We start from the raw sequence: 19,839 nt of genomic DNA, 5'->3' as shown, positions 1-19,839 counted from the left end.
CCCATGAATTCACGCTCATGGGGCCTTCGGGTATTACAGGCGATCAGTCAGAGTGGGATCATTCCCACTCAATGGTCGCTGGCGGCTTGCTCGACACGTCGTAGGTCACGCGGGAGATGCCTTCGATTTCATTGATGATCCGGCCGCTGACGGTTTCCAGCAGTTCGTAGGGCAGGTGTGCCCAACGCGCGGTCATGAAGTCGATGGTTTCCACGGCACGCAGGGCCACGACCCAGGCGTAACGACGGCCATCGCCAACCACGCCAACCGATTTCACCGGCTGGAACACTACGAACGCCTGGCTGACCTTGTGGTACCAGTCGGCCTTGCGCAGTTCTTCGATGAAGATGTGGTCGGCACGACGCAACAGGTCGGCGTATTCCTTCTTCACTTCACCGAGGATCCGCACGCCCAGGCCCGGGCCCGGGAACGGGTGACGGTAGACCATGTCGTATGGCAGGCCGAGTTCCAGGCCCAGGCGACGGACCTCGTCCTTGAACAGCTCGCGCAGGGGTTCAACCAGCTTGAGGTTCATTTCTTCCGGCAGGCCACCCACGTTGTGGTGCGACTTGATCACGTGGGCCTTGCCGCTTTTCGCGCCAGCCGACTCGATCACGTCCGGGTAGATGGTGCCCTGGGCGAGGTATTTGATGTTGTCCAGTTTGTTGGACTGGGCATCAAACACGTCGATGAAGGTGCGACCGATGATCTTGCGCTTTTTCTCCGGGTCGCTTTCGCCAGCCAGGTTGTTGAGGAACTGGTCCTCAGCGTTGGCGCGGATCACCTTGACGCCCATGTTCTCAGCGAACATGGCCATCACTTGCTCACCTTCGTGCAGGCGCAGCAGGCCGTTGTCGACAAAGACGCAGGTCAGCTGGTCGCCGATGGCCTTGTGCAACAGGGCCGCAACCACCGAGGAGTCGACGCCGCCGGACAGGCCCAGCAGTACGTTGTCGGTACCCACCTGGGCGCGGATGTTGGCGATGGCGTCTTCGGCAATCTTCGACGGAGTCCACAGGGCTTCACAGCCGCAGATGTCGAGGATGAAGCGCGACAGGATGCGACCGCCCTGCTTGGTGTGGGTCACTTCCGGATGGAACTGCACGCCGTAGTAGCCGCGAGCGTCGTCGAACATGCCGGCGATCGGGCAGCTTGGAGTGCTGGCCAGGATGTGGAATTCCTGCGGCATCCGGGTGACCTTGTCACCATGGCTCATCCACACGTCGAGGCCGAACAGGCCGTCAGCGTCGATGTGGTCTTCGATGCCGTCGAGCAGGCGACTCTTGCCGACCACGTCGACACGGGCGTAACCGAACTCACGCAGCTCGGAACCTTCAACCTTGCCACCCAGCTGTTCAGCCATGGTCTGCATGCCGTAGCAGATACCGAAGACCGGCACGCCCAGGTCAAACACCGCCTGCGGGCAGCGCGGGCTGTTGGCTTCGTGCACAGACTCGGGGCCGCCGGCGAGAATGACGCCTTTCGGAGCGAATTCGCGAATCGCGTCTTCATCCATGTCGAACGGATGCAGTTCGCAGTACACGCCGATCTCACGCACGCGGCGGGCAATCAGCTGGGTGTACTGGGAACCGAAGTCGAGGATCAGGATGCGGTGAGCGTGAATGTCGAGGGACATGATTCAGTCTCGTCTAAGTAATTCAGAAACAGTCGTGATTCAGAAACAACTCGGGGCTGAAGAAAACAGCCCCGGTTACTTAACTTTGTGCTTGAAGCCTCAACCTACGCGGTAGTTTGGCGCTTCCTTGGTGATCTGCACGTCATGCACGTGGGACTCGGCCATGCCGGCGCCGGTGATCCGCACGAACTCGGGCTTGGTGCGCATTTCTTCGATGTCGGCACTGCCGGTGTAACCCATCGAGGAACGCAGGCCGCCCATCAGCTGGTGAATGATGGCGCTCAGGGTGCCCTTGTACGGAACACGCCCTTCGATGCCTTCAGGTACAAGCTTCTCGGCGCCTGCCGAGGAATCCTGGAAGTAGCGGTCGGAAGAGCCCTGGGCCTGGGACATGGCGCCCAGCGAACCCATGCCACGGTAAGCCTTGTACGAACGGCCCTGGAACAGTTCGATTTCGCCCGGCGCTTCTTCAGTACCGGCGAACATCGAGCCCATCATCACGCAGGAAGCACCGGCTACGATGGCCTTGGACAGGTCACCGGAGAAACGGATGCCGCCGTCGGCGATCAACGGAACGCCGGTGCCTTCAAGGGCTGCGGCGACGTTGGCGATGGCACTGATTTGCGGCACGCCTACACCAGCGACGATACGGGTGGTGCAGATCGAGCCAGGGCCGATACCGACCTTGACTGCATCAGCACCCGCTTCGGCCAGGGCCTTGGCGGCAGCGCCGGTGGCGATGTTGCCGCCGATGACCTGCACGTCAGGGAAGTTCTGCTTGACCCAGCGAACGCGGTCGATCACACCCTTGGAGTGACCGTGGGCAGTGTCGACCACCACCACGTCAACGCCGGCATTGACCAGCGCCGCAACGCGATCGCCCGTATCTTTACCGGTACCGACTGCAGCGCCTACGCGCAGACGACCTTGATCGTCCTTGCTGGCCAGCGGGTAAGCCTTGGCTTTTTCGATGTCATTGACGGTCATCATGCCCTTGAGGGCAAACTTGCCGTCAACGATCAGGACGCGTTCGATGCGGTGTTTGTGCAACAGCTCGCGAACGTCGTTCTTGTCGGCGCCTTCCTTGACCGTGACCAGGCGCTCTTTAGGCGTCATCACTTCACGGACAGTGGCTTCCATACGGTTTTCAAAACGCACGTCACGGGAAGTGACGATGCCGACCAGGTCGCCATCGTGCAGTACCGGAACACCGGAGATGTTGTGCAGGCGGGTCAGTTCGAACAGTTCACGCACCGTGGCGTCAGCCTCGATGGTGATCGGATCCTTGACCACGCCGGCTTCGTAACGCTTGACCTTGCGCACTTCGGCAGCTTGCTGCTCGATGGTCATGTTCTTGTGGATAATACCGATGCCACCTTCCTGAGCCATGGCAATTGCCAGTCGGGCTTCAGTGACGGTGTCCATGGCGGCAGAAACCAGAGGAATATTCAGCTCGATGCCACGGGTTAGGCGGGTCTTGAGACTGACTTCGTTAGGAAGCACCTCGGAATAACCGGGCACTAGGAGAATGTCGTCGAATGTCAGAGCTTCTTGGCTGATACGCAGCATCGCGGGGGCTCCCGAGCGGGAAAATGGAAGCGCGCCATTATAGTCAGACACCCCCTCGGGTTCAATGTAAAACTCTGTCTATTATCGACCTTGCTGATATACGGGGATTGCTGCACGGATTTTCGGGCGCTCCTGCTTTTATGTAGGAGCTGCCGAAGGCTGCGATCTTTTGATCTTGTTTTCTAAAAACAAAGTCAAAAGATCGCAGCCTTCGGCAGCTCCTACAGGGGGGGGGTGCAGGGATCAGAGTTCGACTTTTACCCAACTGACCGGCTGATCCAGCCAATCGGCAAACTCATCGATAAAGCTCTGTTTGAACCCTGCCTCGGCCCAATTGTTGAAGATAAACCCCAGGTTGGAAAACCCGCACTCCTGCAGGAACAGAAATCCGTTGATGTCATCTTCATGCCCGCATTCGGGGCAGGTGAAGTTATCGGTGCGCCCCGGCATCCAGTCTTCCAGGCTTTCGAACAGCGCCTCGCCGACTTCCTTGCGGCACTCGGCGCAGCCCGCTTCTTCCAGAAAGCCCTTGGCCGGCGTGTAGATGCAGCGCTTGGTAATGATCTCCAGGCCATTGATCGGCTCACCGAACGGCAGCGCTTGCGGGTGCAGCACCACGGCACGAGCACCGTCGGCGATTGCGTGACCCATGCGGCTGCCGGTGCGGCCGCAGGTGGTGAGTTCTTCCTTGATGATGTTCTTGCGCACCAGCCACCGCACGACCGCCCTTGCTCGGGGTTCGTGCACCGGCAGGGTGGAGATTTTCGGGACGATGATGCTTTGAGAATTCATGGCACAAGCCTGCATGTTCTGAATGATCACCCTTGTGGGAGTGAGCCTGCTGGCGATTCGGTCGTTGCAGCCACTTTGAAGTTGCCTGACCCACCGCCATCGCGAGCAGGCTCGCTCCCACATGGATTTGCGGCCGGCAGCTTAATCCCTGACGCACTCAGGTCAAGTACTCAAATAACGCCCGATCAACGCGATCCCGCTGGCCAGCACCAGCCAGGTCACCAGCCGCACGAACGCCTCGCGGGACAACCTCAGGGTCAAACGCAGGCCAACCCACAAACCCACCGCCATGGCCGGCAACAAACACAGCGCCAGTAACAACAAGGGTAGCTCGGCGTACACCCCTGCGACAGCGAACAGGCGGCAGACAACCGGGTTGGACGGGCTTTGACCCACAGGCTGTAAATCCCGTAGGCGCTGATAAACAATTGCGTGGCCCAGGTGACTACCTGGACAGCCAAGACGGCGCCTCCATGGACATTTCAAAAATACCCTGCAGGCGCTGCCGCAGGCTGCGATCTTTTGATCTGGATTTTCGGCGAAGCAGGCATTTTTCAAGATCAAAAGATCGCAGCCTGCGGCGGCTCCTACGGGGATCGTGCATTGCGCAGGAGATTGCCTTTATCATGCGCCCCATGATTAAAGATCCCTTTGCAAGACTCGGCCTGGACCGTGAAGTCCTGACTGTCAGCCAGCTCAACGGCCGCGCGCGGGTGTTGCTGGAAGACGTGTTCAGCAACATCTGGGTCGAAGGCGAAATTTCCAACCTCGCCCGCCCGGCGTCCGGCCATGTGTATTTCACCCTCAAGGACAGCGGCGCCCAGGTGCGTTGTGCACTGTTTCGGCAAAACGCCGCGCGGGTCCGCCAGGCGCTGAAGGATGGCCTGGCGGTGAAAGTGCGCGGCAAGGTCTCGCTTTTCGAGGGCCGCGGCGATTACCAACTGATCCTCGATACCGTGGAGCCGGCCGGTGACGGAGCGCTGCGGTTGGCGTTCGATGCGCTGAAGGAAAAACTCAGCGCTGAAGGCCTGTTCAGTGCCGAACGCAAAGTGGCGCTGCCGGCGCATCCGCAACGCATCGGCATCATCAGTTCGCCGACGGGGGCGGTGATTCGCGACATCATCAGCGTGTTCCGCCGCCGTGCTCCGCAGGTTCAACTGACGTTGATCCCGACGGCCGTGCAAGGTCGCGAAGCCACGGCCCAGATTGTCAGGGCACTGAAGCTGGCGGATGCCCGAGGCTTTGACGCGTTGATCCTGGCCCGTGGTGGCGGCTCGCTGGAAGACCTCTGGTGTTTCAACGAAGAAGCCGTAGCCCGCGCCGTGGACGCCTGCGTGACGCCGATTGTCAGCGCGGTCGGTCACGAGACCGATGTGTCGATCAGTGACTTCGTCGCCGACGTACGCGCCCCTACCCCTTCGGCGGCTGCGGAGTTACTGGCGCCGGACTCCAGCGACCTGGTGCGCCGTGTCGAAAGCCTGCATCGGCGCCTGGTGATGCGTATTCGCGATCGCCTGATGCGCGATCGTCTGCGCCTGGAGGGCATGTCCCGGCGCCTGCGTCATCCCGGTGAGCGCCTGCGTCAGCAAGCGCAACGCCTTGACGACCTGGACATGCGCATGCGCCGGGCCTTCGAGCGCAGCCTCAACACCCGTCGCGAACGTTTGATCCGCCTGGAAACCCGCCTCGCCGGCCAGCATCCCGGGCTCCAATTGGCGATGCTGCGCCAGCGCCTCGACAGTCTCGCGGAACGCCTGCCCAAGGCCATGCGCGAAGGGCTCAAGGACCGGCGCATGCAGCTGCAAAACCAGATGCAAACGCTGCACGTGGTCAGCCCCCTGGCGACCCTTGGCCGCGGCTACAGCATCCTGTTGGATGAACGCGGTAATGCGATTCGTAACGCCGCCCAGACCCACACCGGCCAGCGCCTCAAAGCCAGGCTGGGCGAAGGCGAGCTGCAAGTCAGGGTCGAAGACAATCACCTGACGCCCGTCACCCTTTCTTTACTGGATTGATCCATGCCGCGCATTCTCGCCTCGCTGTTTTTCTTGTGCCTGACCTTCAACGCCCACGCCGACAGCTACATCACTCGCGTGCTCAACAAACCGGTGCCGGGCGGCGTGGCGGTGGTGGACCTGGGCACCTCTGCGCAACCACCCAAGGCCAGCTATCAAGGCAAGCCGGTGCTGGTGGTGAAGGAACAGAACAACTGGCTAGCCATTGTCGGCGTGCCGCTGACGGTCAAGCCTGGCCCCCAGCAAGTCAGCAGCGGCGGGCGCAACCTGGCGTTCACCGTTGGCAGCAAGAAGTACCCGGAACAGCACATCACCCTGAAAAACACCCAGCAGGTCAACCCGAACCCGGCCAACCTCAAGCGCATTGAGGGCGAGCTGGCCGAGCAGATCAAGGCCTACCGCACCTTCAGCCCGAACACCCCGAGCAACCTGCTGCTGGACAAACCGGTCAACGGCCCCCTCTCCAGCAAGTTCGGCGTGCGTCGCTTCTTCAACGGCGAAGAACGCAATGCCCACTCCGGCCTGGACTTCGCCGTACCCGCCGGCACTCCGATCAAGACCCCCGCCGCCGGCAAGGTGATCCTGATCGGCAACTACTTCTTCAACGGCAACACGGTGTTCGTCGACCACGGCCAAGGCTTTATCAGCATGTTCTGCCACATGTCGAAAATCGACGTGAACGTCGGCCAGCAAATGCCTCGCGGCGGCGTAGTCGGCAAAGTCGGCGCCACCGGCCGCGCCACCGGCCCGCACATGCACTGGAATGTGAGCCTGAATGATGCGCGGGTGGATCCGGCGATTTTCATTGGAGCGTTTCAGCCGTAAGTGATCCCCCCATCAATCAGCGCACGGCTGAGAAAGCGGGTTTGATCGTAGCTCAATCGATGCGAGCAAACCGCTCGATCTGAGGCTGCTCGCGGTGCTCGGCCTGCCACAAATCGTAGCTGCACTGCATGGCCAGCCAGGTTTGGGCCTTGCTGATGCCAGCGCGCTCCAAACGTACAGCCAGATCGGGACTGATAGGCGCGTGCCCATGCAATATTCTGGAAAAAGTTTCCCGGGCATACCCGAGACGTCGAGCCATTTCAGTAATGGTGATCCCCAGTCCGGGAACCACGTCCTCAAGCAAGATTTCGCCAGGATGAGGAGGATTGTGCATACCCATTCAGCTGCCTCTGCTCAGTGGTAGTCAAGATAATCAACCAGCTCGACGTGGTCGTCGAACATGCGAAAAATGATGCGCCAGTACCACTTATGCTGACCGACCAATAGTCAGCCAGCTCGCCTCTCAAACTATGGAATCGCCAACCGGGGAGATCCAGCTCACTTGAGTGGCGGGCGCTGTCCAGGATGAGGAGGACTCGACGCAAGCGCTTTGCATGATTCGTGTTGATGCCTTTGGTTGAACCAGTCTCATAGAAAGCTCTGAGGCCTTTATGTTTCCAGCTGACAATCATGCGAGGATTGTGACGCGATACATCACGCACTGCAATGGCTTATCGGAGGATTTTTGATCGGGCTTCATGGGGTCGGTCACTCGGATATTTAAACCCAGGAAACTAGAGATTCGGGTTCCGAGCGACAACCCTAAAAACCTGTAGGAACCCTGCGAAGCACACGTCAGACGCAAGCTTACAGACAACAAAAAACCCGCCGACCAAACTGGCCCGGCGGGTTTCCTGTCTCAGCAACCAGAGATCAATAATCCTCCAGCCGCCATACCTCGTAAGCCGGTGTCTCATACGGGTGACTGAGCTTCAACGCGGCCACCACGGCCACGATCAGCTCATCCGCCACGACCAGCTCGACTTTCCATTCCTCCACCTGCTCGACCTCGCCAGCCTCGCCAATGAACGGCTGACTGCCGTCCAGCGGGCGGAACTGGCCTTGGCCCAGGACCTGCCACGAACAGTGGTCATAGGCACCGATTCGACCGCCACCGGCAGCGAACACAGCACTCTTGACCCCATCGACGTGGCTGGTCGGAACGAAAAAGGAGAGCTTGAACATGGGGCTTAGTTCACCCACACGCGAGCGTTGCGGAACATGCGCATCCACGGCGCGTCTTCGTTCCAGTCTTCCGAGCGCCACGAGTTCTGCACGGCGCGGAATACACGCTCAGGGTGCGGCATCATGATGGTCACGCGACCGTCACGGCTGGTCAGCCCGGTGATGCCGCGCGGCGAGCCGTTCGGGTTGGCCGGATACTTCTCGGTGACCTTGCCGTGGTTGTCGACGAAACGCATCGCCACGCACCCCGACAGATCGGCTTCGAGCAAGGCTTCTTCGCTGGCGAACTCGGCATGGCCTTCACCGTGGGCGATGGCGATCGGCATACGCGAACCGGCCATGCCCTGGAGGAAGATCGAGTTCGATTCCTGGACCTGAACCATCGCCACGCGCGCTTCGAACTGCTCGGAACGGTTGCGCACGAAGTGTGGCCAGAACTCGCTGCCCGGGATCAGCTCATGCAGGTTGGACATCATCTGGCAACCGTTGCACACACCGAGAGTGAAGCTGTCGTTGCGTTCGAAGAAGCCCTGGAACGCATCGCGAGCACGGCTGTTGAACAGCGCGGACTTGGCCCAGCCTTCGCCGGCACCCAGTACGTCGCCGTAGGAGAAACCACCGCAGGCCACCAGGCCCTTGAACTCGTTCAGGTCGACACGGCCGGCCAGGATGTCGCTCATGTGCACGTCAATGGCGTTGAAGCCGGCGCGATCAAATGCCGCCGCCATTTCCACCTGACCGTTGACGCCCTGCTCACGCAATACGGCAACCTGTGGACGAATGCCTTTCTTGATGTAAGGCGCAGCGACGTCCTGGTTGACGTCAAAGCTCAGCTTGACGCTCAGGCCCGGGTTGTCTTCTTCCAGCAGCACGTCGAACTCTTGTTCGGCGCAGTCGACGTTGTCACGCAGACGCTGGATCTGGTAGCTGGTTTCAGCCCAGGTACGTTGCAGCAGACGACGCAGGCCTTCGAATACGGTTTCGCCGTTGAACGTGATGTTGATCTGGCCATTGTTCATTGGCTGACCGATCACCGACACGCAGTCGCCCAGACCGGCCGCGCTGAACTGCGCGAGGATGTCTGGCGTGGCGTCCTGACGAACCTGGATCACGGCGCCCAGTTCTTCGTTGAACAGGATCGCGGCGATGTCAGCGGAGGTTTCTGCCAGACCATCGAGATTCAGGCTCAGGCCGCAGTGACCGGCAAACGCCATTTCCACTACGCTGGTCAGCAGGCCACCGTCGGAACGGTCGTGGTAAGCCAGCAGGTGACCATCGGCGTTGAGGCCCTGGATCACTGCGAAGAAGGCTTTCAGGTCTTCGGCATCATCGACGTCCGGCGCTTGCGAGCCGAGCTTGCCGTGAACCTGGGCCAGGATCGAGGCGCCCATGCGGTTCTGGCCACGGCCCAGGTCGATCAGGATCAGGTCGGTGGTGCCCTTGTCCATGCGCAGTTCCGGAGTCAGGGTCTGACGGATGTCAGCCACTGGCGCGAAACCGGTCACGATCAGGGACATCGGCGAGGTGACGGTCTTGTCTTCGCCGTTATCGTTCCAGCGGGTGGCCATGGACATGGAGTCCTTGCCCACCGGGATGGTGATACCCAGGTCCGGGCACAATTCCATGCCAACTGCTTTCACGGTGTCGTACAGACGTGCGTCTTCACCCGGGTGACCGGCCGCGGACATCCAGTTCGCCGACAGTTTGATGTCGGAGATCTTGTTGATGCGCGAAGCGGCGATGTTGGTCAGGGTCTCACCAATGGCCATGCGGCCCGACGCCGGAGCGTCCAGCAGAGCCAGCGGAGTCCGCTCGCCCATGGCCATGGCTTCACCGGTGTAGACGTCGAAGCTGGTGGCGGTGACGGCAACGTCGGCCACTGGAACCTGCCACGGGCCGACCATCTGGTCACGGGCCACGAGGCCGGTGATGGTGCGGTCGCCGATGGTGATCAGGAAGCTTTTGCTGGCGACGGCCGGGTGATGCAGAACGCGTTCAACGCAGTCGGCGATCTCGAGCGTCGACGGATCGAAGTCATCGCCCAGTTCGTTTTCACGAACAGCCGAGCGGTGCATGCGCGGAGCCTTGCCCAGCAGCACTTCGAGTGGCATGTCCACCGGGTTGTTGCCAAAGTGACTGTCGGTGACGGTCAGTTGCGGCTCGGCAGTGGCTTCGCCGACGACGGCAAACGGGCAACGCTCGCGTTCGCAGATCGCCTGGAAGCGTTCGAAGTCCGCAGGGCCAACCGCCAGGACGTAACGTTCCTGGGATTCGTTACTCCAGATTTCGTGCGGGGCCATGCCCGGCTCGTCGTTTGGAATGTTGCGCAGTTCGAAGCGACCGCCACGGTTGCCGTCGTTGACCAGTTCCGGGAAAGCGTTGGACAGGCCGCCGGCGCCGACGTCATGGATGAAGCTGATCGGGTTCTTGTCACCCAACTGCCAGCAACGGTCGATGACTTCCTGGCAGCGACGTTCCATTTCCGGGTTTTCGCGCTGTACGGATGCAAAATCCAGGTCAGCCGAGCTGGTGCCGGTGGCCATGGAGGAAGCCGCGCCGCCACCCAGGCCGATCAACATGGCCGGGCCACCGAGGACGATCAGCTTGGAGCCGACAATGATCTCGCCTTTCTGTACGTGTTCGGCACGGATGTTACCCATGCCGCCGGCCAGCATGATCGGCTTGTGGTAACCGCGAACCTCGTCGCCACGGGGAGTGGTGATCGACTGTTCGAAGGTACGGAAGTAGCCGGTCAGGGCGGGACGGCCGAATTCGTTGTTGAACGCGGCGCCACCCAGTGGGCCTTCGATCATGATGTCCAGCGCGGTAACGATGCGCTCAGGCTTGCCGTACGGCACTTCCCACGGCTGTTCGAAGCCCGGGATCTGCAGGTTCGACACGGTGAAACCAGTGAGGCCAGCCTTTGGCTTGGCGCCGCGACCGGTAGCGCCTTCGTCGCGGATCTCGCCACCGGAACCGGTGGATGCGCCCGGGAACGGGGCGATCGCGGTCGGGTGGTTGTGGGTTTCCACCTTCATCAGGATGTGCACCGGCTCCTGCACCGCGCCGTACTGGCGGGTTTCAGGGTCCGGGAAGAAACGACCGGCGACGTTACCGACGATCACCGAGGCGTTGTCCTTGTAAGCGGACAGGACGCCTTCGCTGTGCATCTGGTAGGTGTTCTTGATCATGCCGAACAGGCTTTTTTCCTGGCTCTGACCGTCAATGTCCCAACTGGCGTTGAAGATCTTGTGACGGCAGTGCTCGGAGTTGGCCTGGGCGAACATCATCAGTTCGATGTCGTGTGGGTTGCGCTTCAAGCCGACGAAAGCGTTGACCAGATAGTCGATCTCGTCTTCGGCCAGGGCCAGACCCAGCTCGGTGTTGGCTTTTTCCAGCGCGGCGCGGCCGCCGCCCAACACGTCGATCGCGGTCAGGGGCTTGGGCTCGGCGTGGCTGAACAGACCTGCGGCCTGCTCCAGGTTGGCCAGGACGATCTGGGTCATGCGGTCGTGCAAGGCGTCCGAGATCAGCTGCGCTTCAGTTTCGCTGAACTGGCCGGCGACATAGAAGGCGATGCCGCGCTCAAGGCGCTGGATCTTGCCCAGGCCGCAGTTGCGAGCGATGTCGCTGGCTTTGCTGGACCAGGGCGAGATGGTGCCGAAACGTGGCAACACCAGGAACAGACGACCGGTCGGCTCCTGGACTGGAACACTTGGGCCGTACTTCAGAAGGCGCGCGAGCACCTGCTGTTCGTCGCCGGTCAGGACGCCGGTAACCTCGGCGAAGTGAGCGAATTCAGCATACAAGCCGCTGACAGCCGGGACGCATCGGCGAAGTTGCTCAAGGAGTTTGCTGTGGCGAAAGGCAGAAAGGGCAGGAGCGCCGCGCAGGATCAACATCTTCGGGACAGCCTCGGGAAGGGGTGTGCTTTGAGGCCGTGCATTCTAGCCTAAACCGCCCGTGACATCACCCGAAACGGTACGCACGGCCGTACCCGAACGTCGGGCCGGGGTTTCAGGGTAGAAACAGGAGGCGTTCAGCGCTTATTTTTTCCATCAAGAAGCGCCGTAAAAGCCCATTCCTGCGGGTTGTGCGCCGTTTTTTGCTGCTCTAGCAGACTGGCCCAGTGCTGTCGAGATATGGCGCTCGTGGTCCTTTGCGTATACTGCGCAGATGTTTTCCCCAACGGCTTTGCGTCCGCGGTACGCCAAATGGCTGATCGCAACCGGACTCTTCCTGATGCTTGGTGGCTGTGTTGATAAACCCAACACACTCGAGCGTGTAAAGGAGGACGGCGTGCTGCGGGTGGTTACCCGAAACAGCCCCGCCACCTACTTTCAGGATCGCAGCGGTGAAACCGGCTTTGAATACGAGCTGGTGAAACGTTTCGCCGACGATCTGGGGGTCGAGCTGAAAATCGAAACCGCCGATAATCTGGACGACCTGTTCAATCAGGTGGGCAAGCCCAACGGCCCTGTGCTGGCTGCTGCCGGACTGGTCAGCAGCGAGCAACGCAAAAAGCAGGTGCGGTTCTCCCACTCCTACCTGGAAGTCACCCCGCAGATCATCTATCGCAACGGCCAGTCACGGCCTACCGATGCGGGGGATCTGGTGGGCAAGAAGATCATGGTGCTCAAGGGCAGCACCCATGCCGAGCAACTGGCAGAGCTTAAACGGAAATTTCCGCGCATTGAATACGAAGAGTCCGACGCCGTCGAAGTCGTGGACCTGTTGCGCATGGTCGATGAAGGCCAGATCGACCTGACCCTGGTCGACTCCAACGAAGTGGCGATGAACCAGGTCTACTTCCCCAACGTGCGGGTCGCCTTTGACCTGGGTGACGCCAGCAACCAGAGCTGGGCCGTGGCGGCAGGCGAAGACAACAGCCTGCTCAACGAGATCAACGACTACCTCGATAAGGTCAAGAAGAACGGCACCCTGCAACGTTTGAAGGACCGCTACTACGGTCACGTCGACGTGCTCGGCTACATGGGCGCCACGACCTTCGCCCAGCATTTGCAGCAACGGCTGCCCAAGTACGAACAGCACTTCAAGGCCTACGCCAAGAAAGAAAAGGTCGACTGGCGCCTGCTGGCGGCGGTGGGTTATCAGGAATCCCTGTGGCAGGCCGCAGTGACGTCCAAGACCGGCGTGCGTGGCCTGATGATGCTGACCCAGAACACTGCGCAGGCCATGGGCGTGTCCAATCGCCTGGACCCCAAGCAGAGCATCATGGGCGGCGCCAAGTACCTGGCTTACATGAAGGAACAGCTGGACGATTCAATCAAGGAGCCAGACCGCACCTGGTTTGCCCTTGCGGCCTACAACGTCGGCAGCGGCCACCTGGATGACGCGCGCAAGCTGACCGCCAAGGAAGGGCTGAACCCGAACAAATGGCTGGACGTGAAGAAGATCCTGCCGCGCCTGTCGCAGAAGCAGTGGTACAGCAAGACCCGCTATGGTTATGCCCGGGGCGGCGAGCCGGTGCATTTTGTGGCAAACATCCGCCGGTATTACGACATCCTGACCTGGGTGACACAGCCGCAGCTTGAAGGTGATCAGGTGGCTGAAGGCAATTTGCATGTGCCGGGGATCGACAAGTCCAAACCGAACCAGGAATCGCCGCAGCTTTAAAGCAAAAAGATCTTAGCCCTTCAACGCAGCAGCCAGAATCAGCGCCTTCATCTCGGAAACAGCCGACTTGAACCCCACAAACAAAGCATGCGCCACCAGCGCGTGGCCGATATTAAGTTCGTTGATGCCCTTGATCGCAGCCACCGCTTCAACGTTGTGGTAGTGCAGACCGTGGCCGGCGTTGACGATCAAACCCTGGGCCAGACCAAAAGCCACGCCATCCGCTACACGCTTGAGCTCTTCAGCCACTTGCGTCGGCGTCTCGGCGTCCGCGTAACGCCCCGTGTGCAGCTCGATGGCCGGCGCACCCACTCGGCGGGACGCTTCGATCTGGCGCTCGTCCGCGTCGATGAACAACGACACCTCGCAGCCAATTTTCGCCAGGCGGTCCACCGCCGCCTTGATCCGAGCCTCCTGCCCCGCTACATCCAGCCCGCCTTCAGTGGTCAGCTCCTGGCGAGTTTCCGGGACCAGGCAAATGTGCGCAGGGCGGATGCGCTCGGCGAACACCATCATCTCTTCAGTGACGCCCATCTCGAAGTTCATGCGGGTCTGCAGCACATCCTTGAGCAGCAGCACGTCGCGCTCCTGAATATGGCGACGGTCTTCGCGCAGGTGCACGGTGATGCCGTCAGCGCCCGCCTCTTCCGCGTCCAGTGCGGCCTTGACCGGATCCGGGTAACGAGTGCCCCGGGCCTGACGCAGGGTGGCAACGTGGTCGATGTTCACGCCAAGAAGAATGCGATTGCTGGTGGTCACGGAAGCGCTCCTGAAGAGGGGAAAGTTCGGTGCACAGCATACACGGGGATTTTACGGCTTTCGAAACAACTCTCGGGAAACCAGGGGACGACCGCCCAGATGCACGGCAAGTGCCTGGCGCATCAACCGTTTGGCGGCCGATAAAGCACCCGGTGCCGACCAGTCCGCTTCGGCCATGGCCAGCAATTCAGTGCCGTTGAACAGTCCGGGCTGCAACAGGTACACCCGCTCCAGTCCCGCGTCCACCTGCAGGCGATACAGACCGTCCGGCGCTACAGGCTCACCGTGGATATCAGTGCCGAGCGCGAAGCCGTAGCCCAGATCATCGAGCAACCGCCATTCAAAGGAGCGCAGCAACGGCTCCAGCGGACGACCTTCGGCCAGCGCCAGCAACGTCGCGGCGTAGTGGTCGAACACGCCCGGCAGCGGGTCTTCGGCGGGTAGCAGGCGAATCAGCAGTTCATTGAGGTACAGGCCACTGAACAGCGCTTCGCCGTTGAGCCAGGTGGAAACCCCCGAGGCTTCCATCCGCCCGACGTTCTTCAGCTCCCCTCGCCCGCGAAATTCGACTTCCAGGGGCACGAAGGGCCTGGCCAAGGTCCCGGCCTTGCCCCGCGCACTGCGCAACACCGCCCGTAGCCGACCTTGCGGCGTAAGGAAGTCGACCAACGCGCTGCTCTCGCGGTAGGCGCGGGAGTGGAGTACGAAGGCGGATTGGCCGCTGGGCTGGGACATGAAGTTCTCGCTGACTGTAGGAGCGAGCTTGCTCGCGATGGTGGATAACGATAACGCTGGCTATCTGAATGAACGCGGCGCTTTCAAGTCCATCGCGAGCAAGCTCGCTCCTACAAGGGGTCCCGCAGTGTATTACAGGTCGCCGTAACCCAGCGAACGCAGCGCGCGCTCGTCATCGGACCAGCCGCCTTTCACTTTCACCCAGAGGTTGAGCATGATCTTGGAGTCGAACAGCAGCTCCATGTCCTTGCGCGCCTCGGTGCCGATGCGCTTGATGCGCTCGCCCTTGTCGCCAATGATGATCTTCTTCTGGCCGTCGCGCTCGACGAGGATCAAGGCATGAATATGCAGGGTCTTGCCCTGCTGCTTGAACTCTTCGATTTCGACGGTGATCTGGTACGGCAGCTCTGCACCCATCTGGCGCATGATCTTTTCGCGCACCAGTTCGGCGGCGAGGAAGCGACTGCTGCGGTCGGTGATCTGGTCTTCGGGGAAGAAGTGATCGTTTTCCGGAAGGTAGCCGGCAATCACCCGCTCCAGCGCTTCGAGGTTGTGCCCGTGCTGGGCCGAGATCGGCATGATCTGCGCGTTCGGCAGCTGCTCCTGCAACCAGCTCAGGTGCGGCATCAGCTCGGCTTTGTCTTCGATGCGATCCGTCTTGTTCAACGCCACGATCAGCGGGCCGGTCACATACTGGACGCGCTCCAGGACCATCTGGTCCTCGTCGGTCCACTTGGTGCGGTCGACTACGAAGATCACCACGTCCACGTCTTTCAAGGCTGCCGAGGCCGTCTTGTTCATGTAGCGGTTGAGGGCTTTTTCGCCACCTTTGTGCATGCCCGGAGTGTCGACGTAGATCGCCTGCACGGCGCCTTCGGTCTTGATGCCCAGCATGTTGTGGCGGGTGGTTTGCGGCTTGCGCGAAGTGATCGCGAGCTTCTGGCCGAGGATGTGGTTCAGCAACGTGGACTTGCCCACGTTGGGACGGCCGACGATGGCAACATAGCCACAGCGTGTTGCGGTTGAATCAGTCATTGCCATTCTCCACACCCAGGGCAATCAGTGCTGCGGCGGCCGCTACCTGTTCGGCAATACGACGACTCACACCCTGACCTCGGCTTTTTTCATTCAATAAGGTGATTTCACATTCGACGAAGAACGTCCGGCAATGCGGCTCACCCTGGATATCCACCACTTCGTAACGCGGCAGCTCACACCCACGCGATTGCAGGAATTCCTGCAGGCGGGTCTTTGGATCTTTGTTGGTGTCGACCAGCGTCAGGCCTTCGAACTCACCGGCCAGCCAGGCCAGCACGCGCTCGCGCGCCATGTCCATGCCCGCGTCCAGGTAGATTGCACCAATCAGCGCTTCCAGGGCATCGGCCAGAATCGACTCGCGACGGAAACCGCCGCTCTTCAACTCGCCAGAGCCCAGGCGCAGGTACTCGCCCAGATCGAAACCGCGGGCCAGTACAGCCAGGGTCTCACCTTTCACCAGGCGTGCGCGCAAACGCGACAACTGGCCTTCGCGAGCCAGCGGGAAGCGATCGAACAGCGCCTCGCCAGCGACGAAATTGAGGATGGCATCACCGAGGAATTCCAGGCGTTCGTTGTTGCGCCCGGCAAAGCTGCGGTGAGTCAGGGCCAGGACCATCAGTTCCTGGTCCTTGAAGGTGTAGCCGAGCTGACGCTCTAGACGGCTTAAGGAAACGCTCACGGTGTACCCACGCTGAGTTCGTGGCTGAATTCCACCGCCATCGCCGGGGTGCGGCGCAGGCTTGGGACAATTAACGCTGTGTTCAAAAATTACGTCCTGAATATCATTGTTTTCATGCTTCGGGCGCCGATTGTAGCGGCTCCAGAAATGCATTCGGCGCTGTGTTCAACAGCGCCGTGTGTGATTACTTGATCAGGCCAACCCGCGAGAAGTTCGGCAGGTGACTGAGTTTGGGTTCAGGCCAGCTCATCCAGACCGCGAAGGCCTTGCCGACGATATTCTTGTCGGGGACCATGCCCAGCAGGTCCTTGGGAATGCTCGGATCATCCCAATAGCGACTGTCGTTGGAGTTGTCGCGGTTGTCGCCCATCATGAAGTAGTGCCCGGCAGGCACGGTCCACGAACGGTCCGGCGTTGCGCGATAGCGGCTCATTTCCTTGCGGATCAGGTGCTCGGCGACACCGAGTTTTTCCTTATAGAGCTCGGCACTGCCCAGGGTGCCCGGCTCGGAGCCGATCAACTGCTCGGCAACGGACTCGCCGTTGACGAACAGGCGCTTGTCGGCGGTGTAGCGAATCTGGTCGCCCGGCAGGCCCACTACACGCTTGATGTAGTTGACGCTCGGATCGCTCGGATAGCGGAAAACCATCACATCGCCGCGCTGCGGGTCACCGATTTCGATCACTTTCTTGTCGATCACCGGCAAGCGGATCCCGTAGGAGAACTTGCTCACCAGAATGAAATCGCCAACGTCCAGGGTCGGTTTCATCGAGCCGGATGGAATCTGGAACGGTTCCACCAGGAACGAACGCAGCACCAGCACGATGAACAACACCGGGAAGAACGACTTGCCGTATTCGACCAGCAGCGGCTCCTTGTTCAGTTTTTCGACCACCATCCCGTCAGGCTGGCTGACGCTGCCCTGATAGGATGCAATGGCTGCACGCCGACGGGGCGCGAGAAAAACCAGATCGAGCAACGCCAACAGGCCGCAGACGAACACGGCGATGACCAGCAACAGCGGGAAATTTAGTGACATAGGACCTAACTATCCAACCTGAGCACTGCAAGGAAGGCTTCTTGTGGAATTTCCACGTTGCCGACTTGCTTCATGCGTTTCTTACCGGCCTTTTGCTTTTCAAGCAGTTTCTTCTTACGGCTGACGTCGCCGCCGTAGCATTTGGCCAATACGTTCTTTCTGAGTGCCTTGACGGAGGTTCGCGCAATGATCTGCCCGCCAATGGCGGCCTGGATCGCGACGTCGAACATCTGGCGCGGAATCAGCTCTTTCATCTTCTCGGTCAACTGGCGACCTTTGTAGTGCGCGTTATCCTTGTGCACGATCAGCGCCAGGGCGTCGACCTTGTCACCGTTGATCAGCACATCCAGTTTCACCAGGTTAGCCGACTGATAACGATCGAAATGGTAGTCCAGCGAAGCATAGCCGCGGCTGGTGGACTTCAGGCGATCGAAGAAGTCCAGGACCACTTCGTTCATCGGCAGATCGTAGGTCACCTGGACCTGGGTACCGAGGAACAGCATGTCGTGCTGCACGCCACGCTTCTCGATGCACAGGGTAATGACGTTGCCCAGGTGCTCTTGCGGCACAAGAATGTTGGCCCGCACGATCGGCTCGCGCATGTCTTCGATGGAAGACAGGTCTGGAAGCTTCGACGGGTTGTCGACGTAAATCGTTTCACCGGTTTTCAGCAACAGCTCGAAAATTACCGTCGGCGCCGTGGTGATCAGGTCCAGGTCATACTCGCGCTCCAGGCGCTCCTGGATGATTTCCATGTGCAGCATGCCGAGGAACCCGCAACGGAAGCCGAAGCCCAGGGCGTCGGAACTCTCTGGGGTGTACTGCAGCGACGAGTCGTTGAGGGTGAGCTTTTGCAGGGCCTCACGGAAATCTTCGAAGTCGTCGGAGCTGACCGGAAACAGGCCGGCGTAAACCTGCGGCTGAATGCGTTTGAAACCCGGCAGGACGTCGACGTCCGGGGTTGAGCTCAAGGTCAGGGTGTCACCCACCGGCGCACCGTGAATGTCCTTGATGCCAGCGATGATGAAGCCTACTTCACCGGCCTTAAGGTCAGTGGTAGCGGTATGCTTAGGGTTGAATACACCGACGCTGTCCACCAGGTGGATCTTGCCGGTGGACTTGACGAGAATCTTGTCGCCCTTCTTCACACGGCCATGGCGCACGCGTACCAGGGAAACAACGCCCAGGTAGTTGTCGAACCAGGAGTCGATGATCAACGCTTGCAGCGGATCTTCGTAGTTGCCGGTCGGCGCAGGAATGGTGCGCACCAGACGCTCGAGGACTTCATCGACGCCCAGGCCGGTCTTGGCGCTGCACTCGACGGCATCAGTGGCATCGATGCCGATGATCTTCTCGATTTCTTCCTTCACGCGGTCCGGATCGGCCTGCGGCAGGTCGATCTTGTTCAGCACGGGCATGACTTCCAGGCCCTGCTCGATCGCCGTGTAGCAGTTGGCAACCGACTGCGCTTCCACGCCCTGGCCAGCGTCGACCACCAGCAAAGCACCTTCACAGGCCGCCAGCGAGCGACTGACTTCATAGGTGAAGTCGACGTGGCCCGGGGTGTCGATGAAGTTCAGCTGGTACTTGATGCCATCGCGAGCGGTGTAATAAAGGGTGACGCTGTGGGCCTTGATGGTGATCCCGCGTTCACGCTCCAGGTCCATGGAGTCCAGTACCTGGGCTTCCATTTCGCGCTCGGCAAGGCCGCCGCACATCTGGATGAATCGATCGGCCAGCGTCGACTTGCCATGGTCAATGTGGGCGATGATGGAGAAATTGCGGATATGACTCAAATCACTCACGGATCAACACTCAAAAAGGCTGCAGGCATAGCCCGCGGAAAAATAGCCGGGAATTGTACCTGATCCACGGCGCAAGCGTCACCTGCGCAGGTCGGACGGCACTGACAAAAACGCCCCGGTCTCAC

General features: G+C 60.4%; 15 protein-coding genes and 2 pseudogenes. 3 read left to right on the top strand and 14 right to left on the bottom strand.

The window, feature by feature from the left end; genetic code table 11:
* Positions 1-58: 58 nt before the first annotated feature.
* The 4 genes and pseudogenes from guaA to IMW75_RS00820 all read right to left on the bottom strand — a co-directional run.
* Positions 59-1,636, bottom strand: coding sequence for a glutamine-hydrolyzing GMP synthase (gene guaA / locus IMW75_RS00835; protein WP_045062146.1), 1,578 nt, complete (start codon positions 1,634-1,636; stop codon positions 59-61).
* A gap of 99 nt (positions 1,637-1,735) precedes the next feature.
* Complete coding sequence (gene guaB / locus IMW75_RS00830; RefSeq protein WP_045062144.1) at positions 1,736-3,205, bottom strand: IMP dehydrogenase; 1,470 nt, start codon at positions 3,203-3,205, stop codon at positions 1,736-1,738.
* Between the two features lie 243 nt (positions 3,206-3,448).
* Entirely contained in the window at positions 3,449-3,997 is a 549-nt protein-coding gene (locus tag IMW75_RS00825; protein ID WP_045062141.1) for a hypothetical protein, read from the bottom strand.
* Positions 3,998-4,159: 162 nt separating this feature from the next.
* Positions 4,160-4,425, bottom strand: a pseudogene (locus tag IMW75_RS00820) (sulfite exporter TauE/SafE family protein); the annotation flags it as partial.
* Between the two features lie 207 nt (positions 4,426-4,632).
* Between IMW75_RS00820 and xseA the strand changes: the two are divergent.
* The gene (gene xseA, locus IMW75_RS00815; protein WP_205891706.1) at positions 4,633-6,012 is read left to right on the top strand and encodes an exodeoxyribonuclease VII large subunit; all 1,380 of its coding nucleotides are present in this window, start codon (positions 4,633-4,635) and stop codon (positions 6,010-6,012) included.
* Positions 6,013-6,015: 3 nt separating this feature from the next.
* Positions 6,016-6,837, top strand: coding sequence for a peptidoglycan DD-metalloendopeptidase family protein (locus tag IMW75_RS00810; protein ID WP_205891631.1), 822 nt, complete (start codon positions 6,016-6,018; stop codon positions 6,835-6,837).
* 52 nt (positions 6,838-6,889) lie between these two features.
* On the opposite strand, the gene IMW75_RS00805 is transcribed toward IMW75_RS00810, so the two are convergent.
* From IMW75_RS00805 to purL, 4 genes and pseudogenes are all read right to left on the bottom strand, one after another.
* Complete coding sequence (locus IMW75_RS00805) at positions 6,890-7,177, bottom strand: HigA family addiction module antitoxin (RefSeq protein WP_082069249.1); 288 nt, start codon at positions 7,175-7,177, stop codon at positions 6,890-6,892.
* A 14-nt stretch (positions 7,178-7,191) separates the two neighbouring features.
* Positions 7,192-7,469 (bottom strand): annotated as a pseudogene (locus IMW75_RS00800) (type II toxin-antitoxin system RelE/ParE family toxin).
* Between the two features lie 241 nt (positions 7,470-7,710).
* Positions 7,711-8,022, bottom strand: coding sequence for a YqfO family protein (locus IMW75_RS00795; protein ID WP_205891630.1), 312 nt, complete (start codon positions 8,020-8,022; stop codon positions 7,711-7,713).
* Positions 8,023-8,027: 5 nt separating this feature from the next.
* Positions 8,028-11,924, bottom strand: coding sequence for a phosphoribosylformylglycinamidine synthase (gene purL / locus IMW75_RS00790; protein ID WP_205891629.1), 3,897 nt, complete (start codon positions 11,922-11,924; stop codon positions 8,028-8,030).
* A gap of 274 nt (positions 11,925-12,198) precedes the next feature.
* Here purL and mltF point away from each other — a divergent pair, with 274 nt between their 5' ends.
* The gene (gene mltF / locus IMW75_RS00785) at positions 12,199-13,659 is read left to right on the top strand and encodes a membrane-bound lytic murein transglycosylase MltF (protein WP_122838826.1); all 1,461 of its coding nucleotides are present in this window, start codon (positions 12,199-12,201) and stop codon (positions 13,657-13,659) included.
* 12 nt (positions 13,660-13,671) lie between these two features.
* Here the strand turns inward: mltF and pdxJ are convergent, their stop codons facing one another.
* From pdxJ to lepA, 6 genes are all read right to left on the bottom strand, one after another.
* A complete protein-coding gene (pdxJ, locus tag IMW75_RS00780; protein WP_122838825.1) occupies positions 13,672-14,418 on the bottom strand; it encodes a pyridoxine 5'-phosphate synthase in 747 nt (248 codons plus the stop codon).
* Positions 14,419-14,469: 51 nt separating this feature from the next.
* Positions 14,470-15,153, bottom strand: a complete 684-nt coding sequence (gene recO, locus IMW75_RS00775) for a DNA repair protein RecO (protein WP_205891628.1) — start codon at positions 15,151-15,153, stop codon at positions 14,470-14,472.
* 132 nt (positions 15,154-15,285) lie between these two features.
* Positions 15,286-16,188, bottom strand: a complete 903-nt coding sequence (era, locus tag IMW75_RS00770) for a GTPase Era (protein ID WP_059403406.1) — start codon at positions 16,186-16,188, stop codon at positions 15,286-15,288.
* The gene (gene rnc / locus IMW75_RS00765) at positions 16,181-16,870 is read right to left on the bottom strand and encodes a ribonuclease III (protein ID WP_010463056.1); all 690 of its coding nucleotides are present in this window, start codon (positions 16,868-16,870) and stop codon (positions 16,181-16,183) included. Before rnc ends, era begins: the two co-directional genes overlap by 8 nt.
* A gap of 184 nt (positions 16,871-17,054) precedes the next feature.
* A complete protein-coding gene (lepB, locus tag IMW75_RS00760) occupies positions 17,055-17,909 on the bottom strand; it encodes a signal peptidase I (protein WP_205891627.1) in 855 nt (284 codons plus the stop codon).
* A 5-nt stretch (positions 17,910-17,914) separates the two neighbouring features.
* Positions 17,915-19,714 carry a translation elongation factor 4 gene (lepA, locus tag IMW75_RS00755; RefSeq protein ID WP_045062133.1) on the bottom strand — a complete coding sequence of 600 codons (1,800 nt, stop codon included), beginning with the start codon at positions 19,712-19,714 and terminating at the stop codon, positions 17,915-17,917.
* Between the last annotated feature and the right edge of the window lie 125 nt (positions 19,715-19,839).

The sequence above is a fragment of the Pseudomonas gregormendelii genome (genome assembly GCF_017114825.1).
GTDB classification, from domain to species: domain Bacteria; phylum Pseudomonadota; class Gammaproteobacteria; order Pseudomonadales; family Pseudomonadaceae; genus Aquipseudomonas; species Aquipseudomonas gregormendelii.
The sequence above is the reverse complement of the archived record's forward strand: the minus strand, read 5'-3'. Positions and strand labels throughout refer to the sequence as shown.

What these genes read in the sequence shown, in the direction of transcription:
- guaA (WP_045062146.1), bottom strand. Translation starts at nt 1,636, where the DNA reads ATGTCCCTCGACATTCACGCTCACCGCATCCTGATCCTCGACTTCGGT.
- guaB (WP_045062144.1), bottom strand. Translation starts at nt 3,205, where the DNA reads ATGCTGCGTATCAGCCAAGAAGCTCTGACATTCGACGACATTCTCCTA.
- IMW75_RS00825 (WP_045062141.1), bottom strand. Translation starts at nt 3,997, where the DNA reads ATGAATTCTCAAAGCATCATCGTCCCGAAAATCTCCACCCTGCCGGTG.
- xseA (WP_205891706.1), top strand. Translation starts at nt 4,633, where the DNA reads ATGATTAAAGATCCCTTTGCAAGACTCGGCCTGGACCGTGAAGTCCTG.
- IMW75_RS00810 (WP_205891631.1), top strand. Translation starts at nt 6,016, where the DNA reads ATGCCGCGCATTCTCGCCTCGCTGTTTTTCTTGTGCCTGACCTTCAAC.
- IMW75_RS00805 (WP_082069249.1), bottom strand. Translation starts at nt 7,177, where the DNA reads ATGGGTATGCACAATCCTCCTCATCCTGGCGAAATCTTGCTTGAGGAC.
- IMW75_RS00795 (WP_205891630.1), bottom strand. Translation starts at nt 8,022, where the DNA reads ATGTTCAAGCTCTCCTTTTTCGTTCCGACCAGCCACGTCGATGGGGTC.
- purL (WP_205891629.1), bottom strand. Translation starts at nt 11,924, where the DNA reads ATGTTGATCCTGCGCGGCGCTCCTGCCCTTTCTGCCTTTCGCCACAGC.
- mltF (WP_122838826.1), top strand. Translation starts at nt 12,199, where the DNA reads ATGTTTTCCCCAACGGCTTTGCGTCCGCGGTACGCCAAATGGCTGATC.
- recO (WP_205891628.1), bottom strand. Translation starts at nt 15,153, where the DNA reads ATGTCCCAGCCCAGCGGCCAATCCGCCTTCGTACTCCACTCCCGCGCC.
- era (WP_059403406.1), bottom strand. Translation starts at nt 16,188, where the DNA reads ATGACTGATTCAACCGCAACACGCTGTGGCTATGTTGCCATCGTCGGC.
- lepB (WP_205891627.1), bottom strand. Translation starts at nt 17,909, where the DNA reads ATGTCACTAAATTTCCCGCTGTTGCTGGTCATCGCCGTGTTCGTCTGC.